The organism is Pseudomonas asplenii (genome assembly GCF_900105475.1).
Lineage (GTDB): Bacteria > Pseudomonadota > Gammaproteobacteria > Pseudomonadales > Pseudomonadaceae > Aquipseudomonas > Aquipseudomonas asplenii.
Genome location: NZ_LT629777.1, coordinates 4,302,696 through 4,319,135, shown reverse-complemented (window position 1 = coordinate 4,319,135; position 16,440 = coordinate 4,302,696). Strand labels below are relative to the sequence as shown.

The 16,440-nt window shown below is 57.8% G+C and carries 14 protein-coding genes; 9 read left to right on the top strand and 5 right to left on the bottom strand.

Features of this window, described 5'->3' with window-relative positions:
* The first annotated feature begins 397 nt into the window (after positions 1–397).
* The 6 genes from BLU37_RS19685 to BLU37_RS19660 all read left to right on the top strand — a co-directional run bounded on the left by BLU37_RS19685 (position 398) and on the right by BLU37_RS19660 (position 8,663).
* Positions 398–2,284 carry a UvrD-helicase domain-containing protein gene (locus BLU37_RS19685; protein WP_157696393.1) on the top strand — a complete coding sequence of 629 codons (1,887 nt, stop codon included), beginning with the start codon at positions 398–400 and terminating at the stop codon, positions 2,282–2,284.
* Between the two features lie 57 nt (positions 2,285–2,341).
* Positions 2,342–3,894, top strand: a protein-coding gene (locus BLU37_RS19680) for an IS3 family transposase (RefSeq protein ID WP_090207373.1) whose coding sequence is annotated in 2 segments (ribosomal slippage) — positions 2,342–2,804 and positions 2,804–3,894 — 1,554 coding nt in all. Because the reading frame shifts where the segments join, the coding sequence is not laid out codon by codon here.
* Between the two features lie 47 nt (positions 3,895–3,941).
* On the top strand, positions 3,942–4,850 hold the full coding sequence (locus BLU37_RS19675) for a 3'-5' exonuclease (RefSeq protein WP_090207869.1): 909 nt from the start codon (positions 3,942–3,944) through the stop codon (positions 4,848–4,850).
* Between the two features lie 188 nt (positions 4,851–5,038).
* Complete coding sequence (gene mrdA / locus BLU37_RS19670; RefSeq protein ID WP_090207867.1) at positions 5,039–6,931, top strand: penicillin-binding protein 2; 1,893 nt, start codon at positions 5,039–5,041, stop codon at positions 6,929–6,931.
* Between the two features lie 284 nt (positions 6,932–7,215).
* Positions 7,216–7,959: an ABC transporter permease gene (locus BLU37_RS19665; RefSeq protein ID WP_090207864.1), complete on the top strand. Its 744-nt coding sequence runs from the start codon at positions 7,216–7,218 to the stop codon at positions 7,957–7,959.
* Positions 7,959–8,663: an ATP-binding cassette domain-containing protein gene (locus BLU37_RS19660; RefSeq protein ID WP_090207860.1), complete on the top strand. Its 705-nt coding sequence runs from the start codon at positions 7,959–7,961 to the stop codon at positions 8,661–8,663. Before BLU37_RS19665 ends, BLU37_RS19660 begins: the two co-directional genes overlap by 1 nt.
* A 13-nt stretch (positions 8,664–8,676) precedes the next feature.
* Here BLU37_RS19660 and BLU37_RS19655 read toward each other — a convergent pair whose 3' ends face one another.
* Positions 8,677–9,306, bottom strand: coding sequence for a LysE family translocator (locus tag BLU37_RS19655; protein WP_090207858.1), 630 nt, complete (start codon positions 9,304–9,306; stop codon positions 8,677–8,679).
* A 179-nt stretch (positions 9,307–9,485) separates the two neighbouring features.
* On the opposite strand from BLU37_RS19655, the gene BLU37_RS19650 reads away from it, so the two are divergent.
* Complete coding sequence (locus BLU37_RS19650) at positions 9,486–11,111, top strand: NADP-dependent glyceraldehyde-3-phosphate dehydrogenase (RefSeq protein ID WP_090207855.1); 1,626 nt, start codon at positions 9,486–9,488, stop codon at positions 11,109–11,111.
* On the opposite strand, the gene BLU37_RS19645 is transcribed toward BLU37_RS19650, so the two are convergent.
* Entirely contained in the window at positions 11,108–11,326 is a 219-nt protein-coding gene (locus BLU37_RS19645) for a hypothetical protein (protein ID WP_010452212.1), read from the bottom strand. The two genes, BLU37_RS19650 and BLU37_RS19645, sit on opposite strands and share 4 nt — an antisense overlap.
* A 180-nt stretch (positions 11,327–11,506) precedes the next feature.
* Here BLU37_RS19645 and BLU37_RS19640 point away from each other — a divergent pair, with 180 nt between their 5' ends.
* Complete coding sequence (locus BLU37_RS19640) at positions 11,507–13,075, top strand: sensor domain-containing diguanylate cyclase (RefSeq protein WP_090207852.1); 1,569 nt, start codon at positions 11,507–11,509, stop codon at positions 13,073–13,075.
* A gap of 107 nt (positions 13,076–13,182) precedes the next feature.
* Entirely contained in the window at positions 13,183–14,331 is a 1,149-nt protein-coding gene (locus tag BLU37_RS19635; RefSeq protein ID WP_090207849.1) for a MalY/PatB family protein, read from the top strand.
* A gap of 55 nt (positions 14,332–14,386) precedes the next feature.
* On the opposite strand, the gene BLU37_RS19630 is transcribed toward BLU37_RS19635, so the two are convergent.
* The 3 genes from BLU37_RS19630 to BLU37_RS19620 all read right to left on the bottom strand — a co-directional run bounded on the left by BLU37_RS19630 (position 14,387) and on the right by BLU37_RS19620 (position 16,322).
* A complete protein-coding gene (locus BLU37_RS19630; protein ID WP_019361510.1) occupies positions 14,387–15,040 on the bottom strand; it encodes an iron-containing redox enzyme family protein in 654 nt (217 codons plus the stop codon).
* A 68-nt stretch (positions 15,041–15,108) separates the two neighbouring features.
* Positions 15,109–15,507, bottom strand: a complete 399-nt coding sequence (locus BLU37_RS19625; protein WP_010452204.1) for a nuclear transport factor 2 family protein — start codon at positions 15,505–15,507, stop codon at positions 15,109–15,111.
* 38 nt (positions 15,508–15,545) lie between these two features.
* Positions 15,546–16,322, bottom strand: coding sequence for an N-acyl amino acid synthase FeeM domain-containing protein (locus BLU37_RS19620; RefSeq protein WP_232000352.1), 777 nt, complete (start codon positions 16,320–16,322; stop codon positions 15,546–15,548).
* Positions 16,323–16,440: the final 118 nt, after the last annotated feature.

Below are 16,440 nucleotides of genomic sequence, written 5' to 3'. Positions count from 1 at the left end.
ATATAACATCAACATCAGAAACATTCTGAAACGAATGATTGATAACCATCGCCCCTTCTCTGCGCCGCAAGCCCACTGATAGCCATATGGACAGCCAAACGGTTAAATTGGGCAAAGTGCCATCTATATTCGCCCTACGCTCATAGGTTTATTTTCTTTGAACATGCCAACCTCTTTCCCACAGGTAATATCAAACGACTCTCTCAAATACCAGGAACCAAGTTGGCTAGGCTGGTTCACGCGGCGCCCACTCAAGACCTTCAGCATCGAATCTGATAAGGCCACCCTGTGCCAGGATCTCATGAGGAAATTTAGCCTTTTCAGGGTCACTGGAATTTCCAGAAAGCATCCCTGGCTATTAAGTGCCATTGGGCTCGGTTGCCTGGAAATAAGCCGTGTGTCAAAGCCCGAGAATGCTCATGAGCCACTGATCACCAAGCGCTTCATCCTGATAGGTTCGCGACGAACGATCACCAATTTTCAGCTAGGCTTGAATAGACATTACACAGCTCTGAGTGGCGAGTTGCTGGCGGGAATTATTCGTGAACTCAACGCCATGGAATCAGCCAGCAAAGTGTTCACCCCGCCCGACCGCTATATACGGGCAAGCCGCTACAGACAGTTTCTGGATGACTGCCGGCAGTTCATTCACCGCCATCACCAGGCAATCACCTCATTGAAAAGCTCGCCGGTGATTCCAAAGGAAGCTATAGATCAACTCGCCAAACGCTGGGATTTGCTGAACCGACGATTCACGGAAGGAGACCAGCATCGCCAAAAGATGAATGCGTTGTGGATGGCAAGTACCGCCCTGACCCATGCACAGTACTTCCAGACGGTCGAGTCTGAGCCACTGACCCCAGAACCGATCAAAGCCACCTTATGCTTCGATGACTCAAACCTCACCGTGGCAGCCGCCGGCTCGGGCAAAACCTCAGTGATTGTCGCTAAGGCCGGTTTCGCCTTGAAGGCTGGATACTTCAAGGATGACGAGATACTGGTGCTTGCGTTCAACAAGAATGCGGCAGCCGAAATCCGTGAACGGATCAAGGAACGGATAAACAGCCAATTGGGACGCACGGTCACGATCAAAGCCCGAACCTTCCATGCCCTGGGACTGCAGCTCTGGTTACATCAACATGCCTCGACAACGCAAGGCCAGCAACGACGCCGGCCAAAATTGGTGCAATTCGACAAACACCCGCATCTGCTCAAACAACATCTGCAAAAACTTCTTGGGGCCGGGAACGACTTTTCCAGGGACCTGCTTGAGTGGGCCACGTACTACCGCTATCCATTCCTCAACGACAACAGTCCATCCCCTGATCCGGCCGTCACGCTATCGACTCTTGAGAGCCGTTACCACGAACTCTGTCGGAGTTACGTAAAATCCAAGCAGCGCGACGGGCAAACATGGGACCTAGCCGTTCCTACATTACAGCCAGGAATATTTGTCCGCTCTCACGAGGAGGCGAAAATCTACAACTGGCTATATCTGCACAGGGTTGATTTCGCCTATGAAAAAGCATGCCCACCAGAGATTGCCCATGACATCAATAACAGAGCCAGCAATTATGAGGCAGATTTCACCTATTTCCCCGCAGACAAACGGATGCAGGAGATCTATCACGAACACTTCGGCCTAAACGCAGAAGGCCGCGCCCCCAAATTCCTGGGCGCAAAGGAGTATGAGAAGCGAGCAAACAAAAAACGCCACGTTTTCCAGAATTTGTTGGTAACCCCACTGCAACCCAAGGGCAGTCGCTTCATTGAGACCAGTAGTGCGGGTATCCGAGATGGCAGCCTGTTCGACACTCTAGAAAAACAACTCAAGGCACGCGGTGTCACGGTCCACCCCGAATGCGAAAAACTGAAAGCCAAAGCCCTTGCCGCGTTCGCACAAGACACCGACTTCCATGATCTGCTGGCGAAGTTTGTCAGCAAGCACCGCGACTCAGGCCTGACCTTCGACGAATTGCAAACGCGCTATGACCGGCTCGATTCGGAAAACCGAGAACGCAGCAATCGATTTCTCAAATGGATGCGCCCTTACTGCGAGTCCCTTGATGTGTTCATGGCAGCACAGAATCCGCCGCTTCTGGACTTTGCCGCGATGATTCGCGATGGCGCACACATACTGCGGAACAACCCTCCACCAAGCCTCGCGGTAAAATTTGTCATGGTCGACGAGTTCCAGGATATCTCGCGGGCCAGAGCGAATCTCGTCGCAGCCATGCTGGATCATGCCAAAAAGGACGCAATGTTCCCCCCGGTGTCAGGATAGTTGTCGCCTCTCCGAATTTTCCTGAAAACGCAGATCGGGGGCGGAAAGAGACTGTTCGTGCCGTACTATTCACCGGAACGCAAAGCCGCATTGCTCAAAATGCTGCTTCCCCCACTGAGCCTGTCGATGGCCGAGGTTGCTCGGCGCGAAGGGGTCAGCGACATGTCATTGGCCAACTGGCGCAGAAAGGCCCGCTCTGAAGGAAACGCAGTGTCCGAGAACATCCCATCGGCCCAGAACTGGACAGCCGAAGCCCAGTTTGCCGTCGTCCTTGAAACCGCCGGCTTGTCCGAAATTGAACTGGCTGAATACTGCCGTCGCAAAGGCCTGTACCCCGAGCAAATCAAGGCTTGGCGGCAAGCCTGCATCAACGGCCAGAAGGCAGACAAAGCCCAGCAAAAAGACGATCGCGAGCAAGCCCGCAAGGACAAGAAACGCATCCAGGAACTGGAGCGCGAGCTGCGCCGCAAAGACAAGGCGCTGGCTGAAACCGCCGCGTTGCTGGTGCTGCGAAAAAAGCTCAACGACTACTGGGGGATCGACAACGAGGACAACTGACCGCCTTGCCGGAACGGCAATTACTGGTGACCTGGTTGAGTGAAGCCCGGATGGCCGGCGCCCGGAAAATCAAGGCCTGCCAGGAAGTCGGTCTCTCGCTCAGAACCGTGCAGCGCTGGACTGAAACTGATGCGGTTCAGGCAGACGCCCGAACGACCACGGTACGATCCAGGCCGCGCAATGCGCTGAGCGAGGTCGAACGACAAGCGATCCTAAACGTGTGTAACAGCCCGGGCTACGGCCATTTGCCGCCGAGCCAGATCGTACCGAGGTTGGCTGATCAGCAGCTCTATCTGGCGTCGGAGTCGACGTTTTACCGGGTGCTGCGTGCGGCAGGCCAACAGCAGCATCGTGGTCGTAGCCAGCGCCCCAGGCGGCACGTGGCACCGACGACGTATGCCGCCAAAGGGCCGAACCAGGTGTGGTCGTGGGACATCACCTACCTGCCGTCTCCGGTGCGCGGAAAGTATTACTACCTGTACCTGATCGAGGATATTTACAGCCGCAAGGCCGTGGGCTGGGAGGTTTACGAAGAAGAAAGCGGTGAGAAGGCGGCTGCGCTACTGCAACGTAGCGTGATCGGCGAGCAGTGTTTGCACGAGCCACTGGTGCTGCACTCGGACAATGGAGCACCGATGAAATCGCTGACGCTGTTGAGCAAAATGCATGAGCTGGGCATCACGCCGTCACGTGGCCGACCGCGAGTGAGCAATGACAACCCGTACTCGGAATCACTGTTTCGGACGTTGAAATACTACCCGCAATGGCCGGCAGATGGCTTTGCCAGCCTGGACGCCGCACGCGCCTGGGTCAGGGACTTTATGCGTTGGTATAACCACGAGCACCGGCACAGCCGAATCCGCTTTGTGACCCCGGCCGAACGGCACCGTGGTCAGGATCATCAGATCCTGGCTCGGCGTCATGAGCTGTACGAGCAAGCCCGGGAGAGAAGCCCAGAACGCTGGTCTGGACAGACGCGAAACTGGGAGCCGATGGGTACGGTGCTGTTGAACCCTGATCGGGAGCAGCCAGTCGAGAAAAGAGCAGCATAGTTAGACGGTGACGCGACAACTACCTTGAAAAACGCCGGTTCTACTGCGTGGGAGACGACTGGCAAGCCATCAATCGCTTCGCTGGTTCGGATATCAGCGAATTTCGCGCCTTACATGACTTCAACAGCCGCATCGACGATAAGACTGAGGCTGCCTCTCGTTTGGCCCTGGGCTCTGTCGATGTACGCAAACTGTCGGCGACGTTCCGCTGCGAACAACAAATTGCCGATGTCGCGCGCAGCTTTGTGATGTCACCCACTCAAGCCAACAATCGACATATCGACAAAAAGGTGAGCTCAAACAGGCAAGCAGCGGGCCCCACGTTGAAAATCGTCGAGCACGTCGATTCAGCAAAGGAGCGCTTGGACGCGTTGCACGATGAATTGGCGAGCCTGGTCAAACGACACACAGCACGCGAGCCCCTCCAAGTATTCGTGTTGACACGCAGTAAACGCTCCGGTTTTCCAGATGGGCTCTCGGTAGAAGCACTTCAGTCCCTGAACACTCAGTACCTCCCGCTAGGATTGGACGTACACTGGGACTCGATGCACGCCACCAAAGGATTGGGACGCGATCACGTCATACTTGTAGGTATGGACAGCGGAAAAAAAGGTTTTCCCTCCGATCACGCGCCCATGGATAACTTGATCGAAGCCCTTCTCCCCGACCAGCCCGACCCTTGGGAAGAGGAACGCCGGTTATTTTATGTCGCCCTGACGCGAGCAAAACACGGCGTCACACTCCTTTGTGCCGCCGAGCGCCCGAGCATGTTTGTCAACGAACTGCTGCAGTCGGAACATCAAGCATCGATCACCTATGTTCCTCTTGCGCAGATCAAACGTGTGCTTTGCCCAGTCTGTAAGAAAGGTTGGCTCCAACGCCAGAACAAGTATCTGAGCTGTACACGATATCCTTACTGTTCCAACAAGCGTTTCGACAAAACAGCCCTCGGATAGCGCATCCCCCACCCCACTCACTGGCCAGACATACCGCATCCGTCGGCCAGTGAGCAAAACCATGTCAATAAAGCCCCCAAGTCCAGTACTTCTTGCTATCTTGTGCGCCGATTTAATAGCCAGCTATGCATTTTATCTATTAGCAGGCAGTTTTTTAGTCAATTTTCTTTGCACAAGACAGGTTCCTCATGTCCGATCCCATTCATCTCAAGGATCACGAGACCGAAAAACGCCTGGTCAACAAGCGCCTGATCGCCTGCGGGCTGCTGGTGCTGGGCCTGGCCTGCGCGCTGGTAGGCCGCCTGTATTTCCTCCAGGTCGTCGAGTTCAGCTATAACTCCACCGTTTCGGAAAACAACCGCGTCCACGTTCTGCCGATTCCGCCGGAACGCGGGATCATTTTCGACCGCAACGGCGAAGTGCTCGCCGACAACCAGCCCAGCTTCAACATGACCCTGACCCGCGAACGCGCCGGCGATGTCACCCAGGTGCTGGACACGGTGATGAGCGTGCTCAATCTGCCGGAAGAAGACCGGACGGTATTCAGCAAGGCGCTCAAGCAGTCGCGCCATCCGTTCGAGCCGGTGACCCTGCTCTACGAGTTGACCGAACAACAGATCGCCCTGCTGGCAGTGAACGAATTCAAGCTGCCGGGGATCGAGGTCGAGCCGCAGTTCGTCCGGCATTATCCGCTGGGCGATCACTTCGCCCACTCGGTGGGGTATGTCGGGCGGATCAACGAGAAGGAAATCAAACAGCTCGACCCGGTGGAATATCGCGGCACCCAATCCATCGGCAAGACCGGCATCGAGCGTTTCTACGAGAGCGAACTGCACGGCCACGTCGGCTACGAGGAAGTCGAGACCAATGCCCAGGGTCGGGTCATGCGGGTGCTCAAGCACACCGATCCGATTCCCGGCAAGAACATCGTCCTGAGCCTGGATATCAAGCTGCAGGAAGCCGCTGAAAACGCCCTGGGTGATCGTCGCGGCTCGGTGGTGGCCATCGATCCGAAGACCGGCGAAGTGCTGGCGATGGTAAGCAAACCGAGCTTCGATCCCAACCTGTTCGTCACCGGCATCCGTGCCAAGGACTATTCGGCGCTGCGCGACTCCATCGACCGCCCGCTCTTCAACCGGGCCCTGCGCGGCCTTTATGCGCCAGGTTCGACGATCAAGCCGGAAGTGGCCATCGCAGGTCTCGACAGCGGCGTGATCTCACCGACGACAAGGGTGTTCGACCCGGGCTACTTCCAACTGCCGAACGTCGACCACAAGTACCGCAACTGGAACCACAGCGGCGACGGCTGGGTTGATCTGAATGCGGCGATCATGCGCTCCAACGACACCTACTTCTATGACCTGGCCAACAAACTGGGAATCGACCGCCTGCACGATTACCTGAACAAGTTCGGCATCGGCCAGAAAGTCTCGCTGGACATGTTCGAGGAGTCGGCCGGGTTGATGCCGTCACGCGAGTGGAAACGCGCCACCCGCCGTCAGACCTGGTTCCCGGGAGAGACGGTGATCCTCGGCATTGGCCAGGGCTACATGCAGGTCACCCCGCTGCAACTGGCCCAGGCCACCACGCTGATCGCCAACAAGGGCGTGTGGAATCGTCCGCACCTGGCCAAGACCATCGGCCAGGTGCCGCCGGTGGACGAAAACCCGATTCCGAACCTGGTTCTGCGCGACCCTCGGGAGTGGGAACAGGTCAACTACGCCATGCAACTGGTGATGCACGACCCACGCGGCATTGCCCGGGCGGCCGCAGTCGGTGCGCAATACCGGATCGCCGGCAAGAGCGGTACGGCGCAGGTGGTGGCGATCAAGCAGGGTGAACGTTACAACCGCCTCAAGACCGCCGAGCGTCACCGCGACAACGCCTTGTTCGTCGGTTTCGCCCCGGCGGAAGACCCGCAGATCGTGATTTCGGTAATGATCGAGAACGGTGAGGCCGGCGGTCGCGTGGCCGGTCCCGTGGTGCGCGAAATCCTCGATGCATGGCTGCTGGACAAGGATGGCAAGCTCAAGCCGCAATATGCGCATCCACTCAAGGCACATGAGGACCCGAAGGTCTGACTCAGTGAGTCCGTCTACCGCTCCATTTGCTGACTCACGCAAGTGGAGCGGTCATCGCAGACTTCTGCCGACAATAGAAGAACTCCCTTTATCTCGAAGGAAGTTTCTTACAATAACCCAACCATCCATTACCATACCGCTTTGAAAGCGAAAAAACCCAATGGATTTTATTTTTTTTAAATACAATCCGAAAAAGAAAATTCCCACAAAAACAAACTTCCGAGTGGCCGCACTTTCATCCAGGCGCTATAGATAGCCACACCGTCCACTCAGGAAGCAGCCACATGAAAGTCGGCATCGCCTATCGAGCAGGAAACCTGGCCCTCATCTTCATAAAGGAACAGTTCAAGGAGCCCATCGCACTCTTCTGGATCATCATTTCTCCCTGTGCAGCCTTTTACCTGCTGGCACTCTCCAAAGGAGAAAGCCTTGCCTTTTCCGATGACTATATTCAACGCACCGCCTGGTTCTACGCCTACATTGCCTCCAACGTCGCTCTTTTTGGTTTTTCCTTCTACATCATTGGCCGACGAGAGAGCGGCTTCATCCGGTCATTCGTCTACAATCAGGAATCAAGGCTGGTTTTCCTCATCGCCCAGAACCTCGCCTATCTGATCATCTCAGCCATTTATTGCGCCGCTTTTTATCTGAGTACGCGTCTACCTTTCGAACTCTATTCAATCCGGGAGTTTGGTTTCATCCTGATAAACTTCCAGATCAGCTACCTGTTCTTCTGTTCATTCGGCGTATTGTTAACACTGCTGCCTATCAACTTCCAGAACGCCAACACCTTGTTATCAGCACTATCGCTGGCCATGTTGGTTCTTGGCTTGTCACAAGGTGTTTCCGACAATTTCATTCTTGAAGTCCTCAACACCAGCAATCCCCTGTGGCATGCATCCCAATTAATGGCACTGGGATTCAACCAGCAATATGAGTGGGTTCTACTGTCTGTCTTCCTGTTTACCGTCAGCATGGCAATCAGCGTCAAGCTGCTTCGCATCAATCCTGTATGGAGCCGGTACTGATGACTTCCCTGCAAGCCAATCGCCTGTCCTTCAACTATGGCGACAGAATCATTTTCGAAGAAGCTTCGCTTACCGCACAAGCCGGAGCGATTACCGGGCTGCTTGGTTCGAACGGATCAGGAAAGACAACGTTCTTCGACCTACTGTGCAAGCTGAGAAAACCCACTCACGGCGAGGTCATCAGTACCTTTCCCAGACAGCTGTATCTTTCACAGATCCTGACAACACCACCCGCCCTGCGCATGTTCGACATATTCAGAATGACGACACTGTTATGCTCGTCCGCACCGATCTCCCAGGCACAGGTGCTGGGTCGGCTTTCATCATGGAGCCCACAGATTACCGAGCGCTATCAGGAAATCTGGAAGAAGAAATCATCGCTGTGCAGCTATGGTGAAAAACGCTGGTTCTTCACCCTTTCGCTGCTGTCGATCGAGGCCGATTTCATCATCCTCGACGAGCCAACGGCCGGCGTGGACCCCGAGTTCCGGCACTACATCTGGCAGTGCCTGCACGGTGCCGCGCAGAGCGGCAAGGCGATTCTGGTGTCATCGCATAATGTCGAGGAAATCGCCGAACACTGCGATTGTTTCTACATGATCAGCCAAAACCGCTTCAGGCGCTTCGCCGACGGGCAGTCATTTCTAAACACCTACAACGCCCGCTCACTCGATGAGGCATTCATCAACGCAGCGGCGGGCTAAACAGCGGGTGCTATCAGTTCGTCGCCCCGCGCCGATAAAACGCCAGCACCCCGCCCAGGGTCATCAGCAGCCCACCGGTCATCCGGTTGAACGCCCGCAGATGCCCGCCCTGCAAACGGCTGAGCAGCCGGGCACCGCACAGGGCGTAAAACAGCATGATGCTGACGTTGAGCAACGTCAGCATCAGGGCCAGTGCCGCGTACTGCGGCAGTTGCGGCTGCGTGCTGTCGATGAACTGCGGCAGGAATGCCGACATGAACAGCAACGCCTTGGGATTGGTCAGCGCCACCACGAAACAGCGCATGAACAGACCGGCGCTACGGGTCGAGCCTTGCTGCACCGGCAGCTCGGTCAAAGTCCCACTCGAACGCAACATCTTCCAGCCGAGCCACACCAGATAGGCCGCCCCGCCCCACTTCACCGCCTGGAACAGCGTTTCGCTGGCCTGCAGCAGAATGCCCAGGCCACACGCTACCGCCGTTACCAACAGGGCATCGGCCAACACCGCCCCGCCCATACCCCAGGCTGCCGCCCGCACGCCATGGTTGGAGCCGTTGTGCAAGGCCAGCAGGACCGTCGGGCCGGGCATCGCGATGATTGCCGCCGAGCTGATCATGAACAGGAGCAACGTAGCCAGCGTCATGAATGAAGGTCGCCTTGAAAAGAAAAATGGCCGCCATTCTGCGACGTGTGCCCTGGCCCTTCAACCATTGCCCTCCCACGCTGTCGTTTGTACTGGACGCGACTAAGATGTTTCGTGATAAAACAGCAGGAATCACTGAAGCGTTTCAGCGTTCTTCCCATCAGACAGGGTATAGCCTCATGACCGATCAGAAGCTGCTCGACTCACTGTTTCCCAGCGCGGCGGATATCCCGGAAAAATACCGCTTCGAAGGCCAACAGGAACAACGCGAATACCTGGTCAACGGTGCCCTGCGCACCTGGAACGGCCCACTGGCGCAAGTGCGCAGCCCGGTGTACCTGGCCACCGCCAGCGGTGACGAACAGGTGATCCTCGGCAGCACCCCGCTGCTGGATGCCGAAACCGCCCTCACCGCCCTCGACGCGGCGGTCCGCGCCTACGACCGAGGTCAGGGCCAATGGCCGACGATGCGGGTCGCCGAGCGTATCCAGCACGTCGAAGCCTTTCTGCGACGCATGCGCGAACAGCGCGAGGCGGTGGTCAAACTGCTGATGTGGGAGATCGGCAAGAACCTCAAGGACTCGGAAAAGGAGTTCGACCGCACCTGCGACTATATCGTCGACACCATCAATGCCCTCAAGGAACTCGACCGCCGCTCCAGCCGCTTCGAGCTGGAGCAGGACACCCTCGGCCAGATCCGCCGGGCGCCCATGGGCGTGGCGCTGTGCATGGGCCCCTACAACTACCCGCTGAACGAGACCTTCACCACACTGATCCCGGCCCTGATCATGGGTAACACGGTGGTGTTCAAACCGGCCAAGCTCGGCGTGCTGCTGATCCGTCCGCTGCTGGAAGCCTTCCGCGACAGTTTCCCGGCCGGGGTGATCAACGTGATCTACGGTAGTGGCCGGGAAACCGTCAGCGCCCTGATGGCCAGCGGCAAGATCGATATCTTTGCCTTCATCGGCACCAACAAGGCCGCCAGCGACCTGAAGAAACTGCACCCCAAGCCGCACCGTCTGCGCGCGGCCCTGGGCCTGGATGCGAAGAACCCGGGGATCGTGCTGCCCGAGGTCGACCTGGACAATGCGGTCAACGAATCGGTGACCGGTTCGCTGTCGTTCAACGGCCAGCGTTGCACCGCGCTGAAGATCCTCTTCGTGCATGAAGACGTGGTCGACAGTTTCATCGAGAAATTCAATCGCAAGGTCCAGAGCCTGTTGCCAGGCATGCCCTGGGACAACGGCGTGGCACTGACACCGCTGCCGGAAGCGAGCAAGGTCGACTACCTCAACGGCCTGGTGGCCGATGCCGTCGGCAAGGGCGCGCGGATGGTCAACCCCGGCGGAGGCCAGAGCCGTGCCTCATTCTTCTACCCGGCGGTGCTGTACCCGGTGAACGCGAACATGCGTGTCTACCAGGAGGAACAGTTCGGCCCGGTGGTGCCGATCGTGCCCTATCGCGATCTGGAAACCGTGATCGACTACGTGCTGGAGTCGGACTTCGGCCAGCAACTGAGTCTCTTTGGCACGAACTCGGCCCAGGTCGGCCGATTGGTTGATACTTTCGCCAACCAGGTCGGGCGGATCAATATCAATGCCCAGTGCCAGCGTGGCCCGGACACCTACCCGTTCAACGGCCGCAAGAACTCCGCCGAAGGCACCCTCTCGGTCCACGACGCCTTGCGGGTGTTCTCGATTCGCACATTGGTGGCGACCAAGTTCCAGGAGAGCAACAAGGCGCTGATCAGCGACATCATCCGCAACCGCGAATCGAGCTTCCTGACCACTGACTACATTTTCTAGAGACAGAGATAGGCCGCGAGCAATACCAGCGAAAGCACCAGGAGGACTTCCCCGAACCGTTCGAGGGAGCCCTCCCGTTCTGGGCCGTAGCTCCAACTGACGCTCGACTGGCGCACAGGCACTTGGCGCCGTCCGCGCCCATCGAAATGCCCCAACGCCCAGATGGCGGCCCCGATGGCGCCAAACTCCAGGGCGATGATCAGAAAAAATGTCATACCGCTGTCCTTTTCAGGTCAGATAATCGTGACATTAGGGGGCCGTTGGGGCAAAACGTTCGTCGTGGGGCGTTTTTTTTACCTGTCTACCCTCATGTGCTCTCATCCTGCCGCACGCACTGTTCTATCATTAGCTCTTGGCTCCTGCGAGCAGCGCCCACCTATTCTCACAAGAAACTCATGCCACGCATCGACCTCCGCCGATTGATCCTGCTGCTCTCGCTTGCCGTCGTCACCCTGACCGCTGGCAACCTGTTCTTCGCCAGCTACCAGACCCAGCGCAACTTCCTGATGGGCCAGACCCTGGAGGCCAACCGCATCTATGCGGCGAAGCTGGCCAGTTCCACCGATGACTTCCTCAAGTCGACCCAGCAACAACTGGCCTTCAGTGCCGGCCTGCTGCCAGCCATCTGGGACCAACCGGAACAACTGTGGCAGGAGGCGCACCGTTTGCGGCGCCAGACCAACAGCTTCAATTCGGTGGTGATCATTCGCGCCGACGGCCTGATCATCGCGTCCTCGCCGCTGTCGATGCGCCTCACCGGCACACAATCGAGCAGCGAAGGTACCCGCCAGGCCAGCGCATCGCGCCAGCCCTATATCTCAAGCCCCTATATCGGTAACAACAACCACCTGATGATCCAGATATCCCATCCGGTCTTCGATGACGATGGCAATTACCTGGGTTACCTCGGTGCCGGGATCTACCTCAACGAACCGAACATCCTCCATTCACTGCTGGGCGAGCACTACTACCGCGACGGTTCCTATCTCTACGTGGTCGATACCCAGGGCCGGCTGATCTATCACCAGGATCCGACGCGGATCGGCGAGGTGATCAAGGGCAACCCCGCCATCGATGCAGTGATCACCGGTGTCACCGGCAGCCAACGGCTGACCAACTCCAAGGGCATCGATATGCTGACCGGCTATGCACCGGTACCGCGAATCGGCTGGGGCGTGATCAGCCAGCGCCCCACCAGCCTGACCCTGGCGGGCCTACAGCATCTGATGCTGGAGGTTGCCGGCTATGCCGTGCCACTGTCGCTGCTATCGCTGCTGGTGATCTGGTGGTTCTCGTCGCTGATCACCAAACCGCTCTGGCAACTGGCCAACTCGACCGAACACTGGGGTTCCTCGAGCGCTTCCCAGTCGGTGAGCAAGGTCAGGGCCTGGTACTACGAAGCGGCTCAGTTGAAAAACGCCATGCAGAAGGCCCTGCTCTCGCTGCACCAGCAGTTGGGCCGGCTCAACCTGGAAAACGTCACCGACTCGCTGACCGGCCTGACCAACCGACGGGGCTTGCAGCTGATCATCGCCGACTGGGAGCGTCACCATCAGCCGTTCTCGGTGCTGGCCCTGGATATCGATCACTTCAAGCAGGTCAACGACCGTTATGGGCACAGTGCCGGTGACCTGGTGCTGCAGCACCTGGCCCAACAGATGCGCCGTCATTCACGCGAAAGCGATGTGCTCTGCCGCCAGGGTGGCGAGGAATTCCTCATGCTGCTGCCCAACACGCCGCTGAGCCAGGCGGTCCAGGTTGCCGAACGGCTGCGCGCGGCCATGGCCTATACCGAAAGTCCGAACGGCATCCCGGTCACGGTATCGCTGGGCGTCACCCACTGGCCACGGGACGGAGAGACCGTCGCCCAGGCGCTCAAGGAGGCCGACCAGGCCCTGTATCGGGCCAAGGACAATGGGCGCAATCGCGTGGAACCGGTGCCACCCGCCACCACGACCGGGTAGACTGGGCTACCGCGAATGACAGACGCCGGGCCTGCGAACGCTCAACTGCCTTTGCAGACCTGAACACCCGACACCTTCGGGGATTTCCTGCGAGATTTTCCGCCAGCATGACTTTCAACTTCGACACCCTGCTCGACCGCCACAACACCGGCAGCACCAAGTGGAGCCGTTATCCCGCTGATGTCCTGCCCATGTGGGTAGCGGACATGGACCTGCCGGTCGCGAACGAGATCACCCAGGCCCTGCACCAGCGCCTCGAACATCCGCAACTGGGCTACAGCGTGGCCCAGGATGCTCTGCGCGAGGCCATTGTCGCCGACCTGTGGCACAAGTACGCATGGCGGGTCGAACCGCAGGAACTGGTGTTCCTGCCGGGCGTCGAGCCGGGCTTCAACATGGCCTTGCGCGCGTTCGTGCAACCAGGCCGCAACGTTGTGGTACAAACCCCGAACTACCGCCCGTTGCGCCTGGCACCGGGGAACTGGAACCTGCCGAAAGTCGAGTTGCCGTTCGAACGTGACACCCAGGGCGACTACGTCACCCCGCTCGCCGCCCTGCGTGATGCACTGCAGGACGGCGGTGCGCTGCTGCTGAGCAACCCGCACAATCCGCTGGGCAAGGTCTTCCCTCGTGAGGAACTGCAACGGATCGCCGAGGCCTGTCTGGAAAGCGGTGCGCTGATCATCTCCGACGAAATCCACGCCGACCTCTGCTACGACGGACGCCGTCATGTGCCGATCGCCTCCCTGAGCCCGGAGATCGCCACGCGCACCATCACCCTGATGTCGGCGAGCAAAGCCTACAATATTGCTGGCCTGAAGACCGCCTACGCGATCGTCCAGGACCCGACCACGCGCGAGCGCTTCAATGCCGCCCGTGGTGGCATGGTCGACAGCGTCAATGCCCTGGGGCTGGAAGCCACGCTGACCGCCTACCGCGAATGCGGGCCATGGCTCAAGGCGCTGGGGGATTATCTGCAGGGCAACCGCGACTACCTGCAACAGGCCGTGCAGACCCGCCTGCCAGGCGTGATCATGCATCCGGCGCAAGCCACCTACCTGGCCTGGCTCGATTGCACTGCGTTGGGGTTGGAAGATCCGTATCAGTTCTTCCTCGACCAGGCCAAGGTTGGCCTGAGTGCCGGGGTGGAATTCGCTGACGATGCCAGGCAGTTCGTCCGCCTGAACTTCGGTTGCCCACGGGCATTGCTGGAGGAAGGGATCAGCCGAATGGAAAACAGCCTGCGCCAGCGCTGAAAGCCTTGCTGCGGGAGCTGGGCCAGGCCAGCTCCCGCAGACATCGTTGACAGGATCAGAACTCGTCGGCAACCGACTCGAGAATCTTGCCCATCAGGTACACGGTGGTACGCGCCACCTGCTTCACCGCGGCCTTCTCTTCATCGGTGACCACCCAACGATCGATCGCCGCGTTGACCTCTTCGGAGTGCTTGGCATCGATGATCGCGTGGGCGACGAAGAAGGTCATCTGCTTGTCGGTCAGCTTGAGGCTGTTCTTGCAGATGTCCATCATCGGTTCGAGGTGCTCGTAGGAGTCCTCGGCCCAGAAGCTGTAGCCCAGGCGCGGGATGATGCCACGGCAGACCGAGACATAGTCCAGGTAGCCGTAGAACGCCTCGGTGGCCGGCAACATCGGCTTCTCGAACTCAGCCGGGTCCACGCCAATGGCGATCAGATCGTTGTAGGCCATGTTTTCATGGCCCAACTCTTCCAGGGCATGCTTCATGGCGAAACGCAGCAGGCCGACCTTCTTGTGGTCCTGGTTCCAGCAGGCCACCGCCTGGTTGATCGCATTGTTCTTGGTGTAGTGATACACCTGCACGATCGACTTGATGTACAGCTCCCGTTGCAACTCGGGACGTTTCATCATCTGAAAGAAGCGCCCCGCCTTGATCTTGTCCCATTCGGCGTCGCAAACGGCCTTCAACTCGGTACGAAATTCAGTCATTTCACTCTTTCCCTGATGGTTTTATGAATCGTTCATGACATTTGTCATATGCCTGCGTCGTCGCAGGTTTACAGGCGCAACACGGACTTGATGATGTACATGAACTTGGAGAAGAAGCCGAGCCCCTCGATAGTGTCCCAATGTTCCATCAGCACACCATTTTCCACACGATAGATATCGATCACCTTGTACTTCACGGTAAAGAACCGATGCTTGGCCCAGTGGGTGGCATAGAGGAAGACATAATCACCCTCGGCACACACTTGCTTGATATGGGTTCCGGACTCGGGAAACGTCTTGAAGAACTGCGCGAAGTACTTCTTGAAACCTTCACGACGTGGCGGAATGAACACGTTATTGTGCTGCACATAGTTCTCGGCAATCAATGTATCGGCGACCGCCAACTCGCGCTGGGCGAACATGCGCTCATAGAACTCGATCACCACAGCCTTGTTCTGGGCTTCCATCGGACATCAACCTCGTTATTGTCGTTTTAGTATTCTGTTCAGACCGCCAGGGCCTGGCGGCTGGCGCGGGCGGCCAGGGTGTAACGCATCAGCGCATCGATGTCCTTGAGGTCCGCCGGGCACTGATCCAGGCCGAAGTACGGGGTCACCGAAGGCAACAGTTCGCCCTTGTACAAGGCGTAGTAATGCTCGCCACGGGCGGGGATCTGGAACAGGATGCCGTCCTGGTCGAACACCGAACTCTCGAATTTTGGCGCCAGGCGTGGCTTCACATAGGTGATGAAGGTCCTGTAGCCACCAAGCAGCGCCACCAGCGAGGCACCGGTCATGGCCAGCGCGGTGACCACGTTCTTGACCGGCGCGTGCTTGTCGACGATCAGCCGGGACAGTTCAACGCACGTTTTCTCGTAGCCGGGACCGGAAAACTTCAGCAGGCGCTGATGCTCGATGTACTCGCCGGACTCGTGGGGAAACGGCGTAATACGCTGGGTACCAATGATGTCGCCATCGTAATAACAGGCAAAGACATAAGAGCGGGAGTCGTACTCGTCAAGACAGACGGTTTCATCGACCGAATCACCGAACAAGGTACGGTAATAGACCTTGCGCTGACCATATAAACGATAACGCGCCCGTGATAACTCGCTGAACTGTTCTGGCGTGACCACCTGCCTGACGCTGACTTTGTCAGACTGACAATGCTCCTGCACAACCGAATCATAGAAAGCCTGAATCGCCAAACCGGCCGAGTCATCTTGCAGCAACTGCATAGTGGCAAACGGTAATACTGCCTTGTTACTTCCGTATGACGACATGAGACGCTCCTTTATTATTATGCTTCGTATTATTTCTCTCAACCAGACGCGCGACATAAAACCCATGAATCAACTCATGAGTTCGCTTCTTGATACAACTAACCTTCCAAGCCCCTCA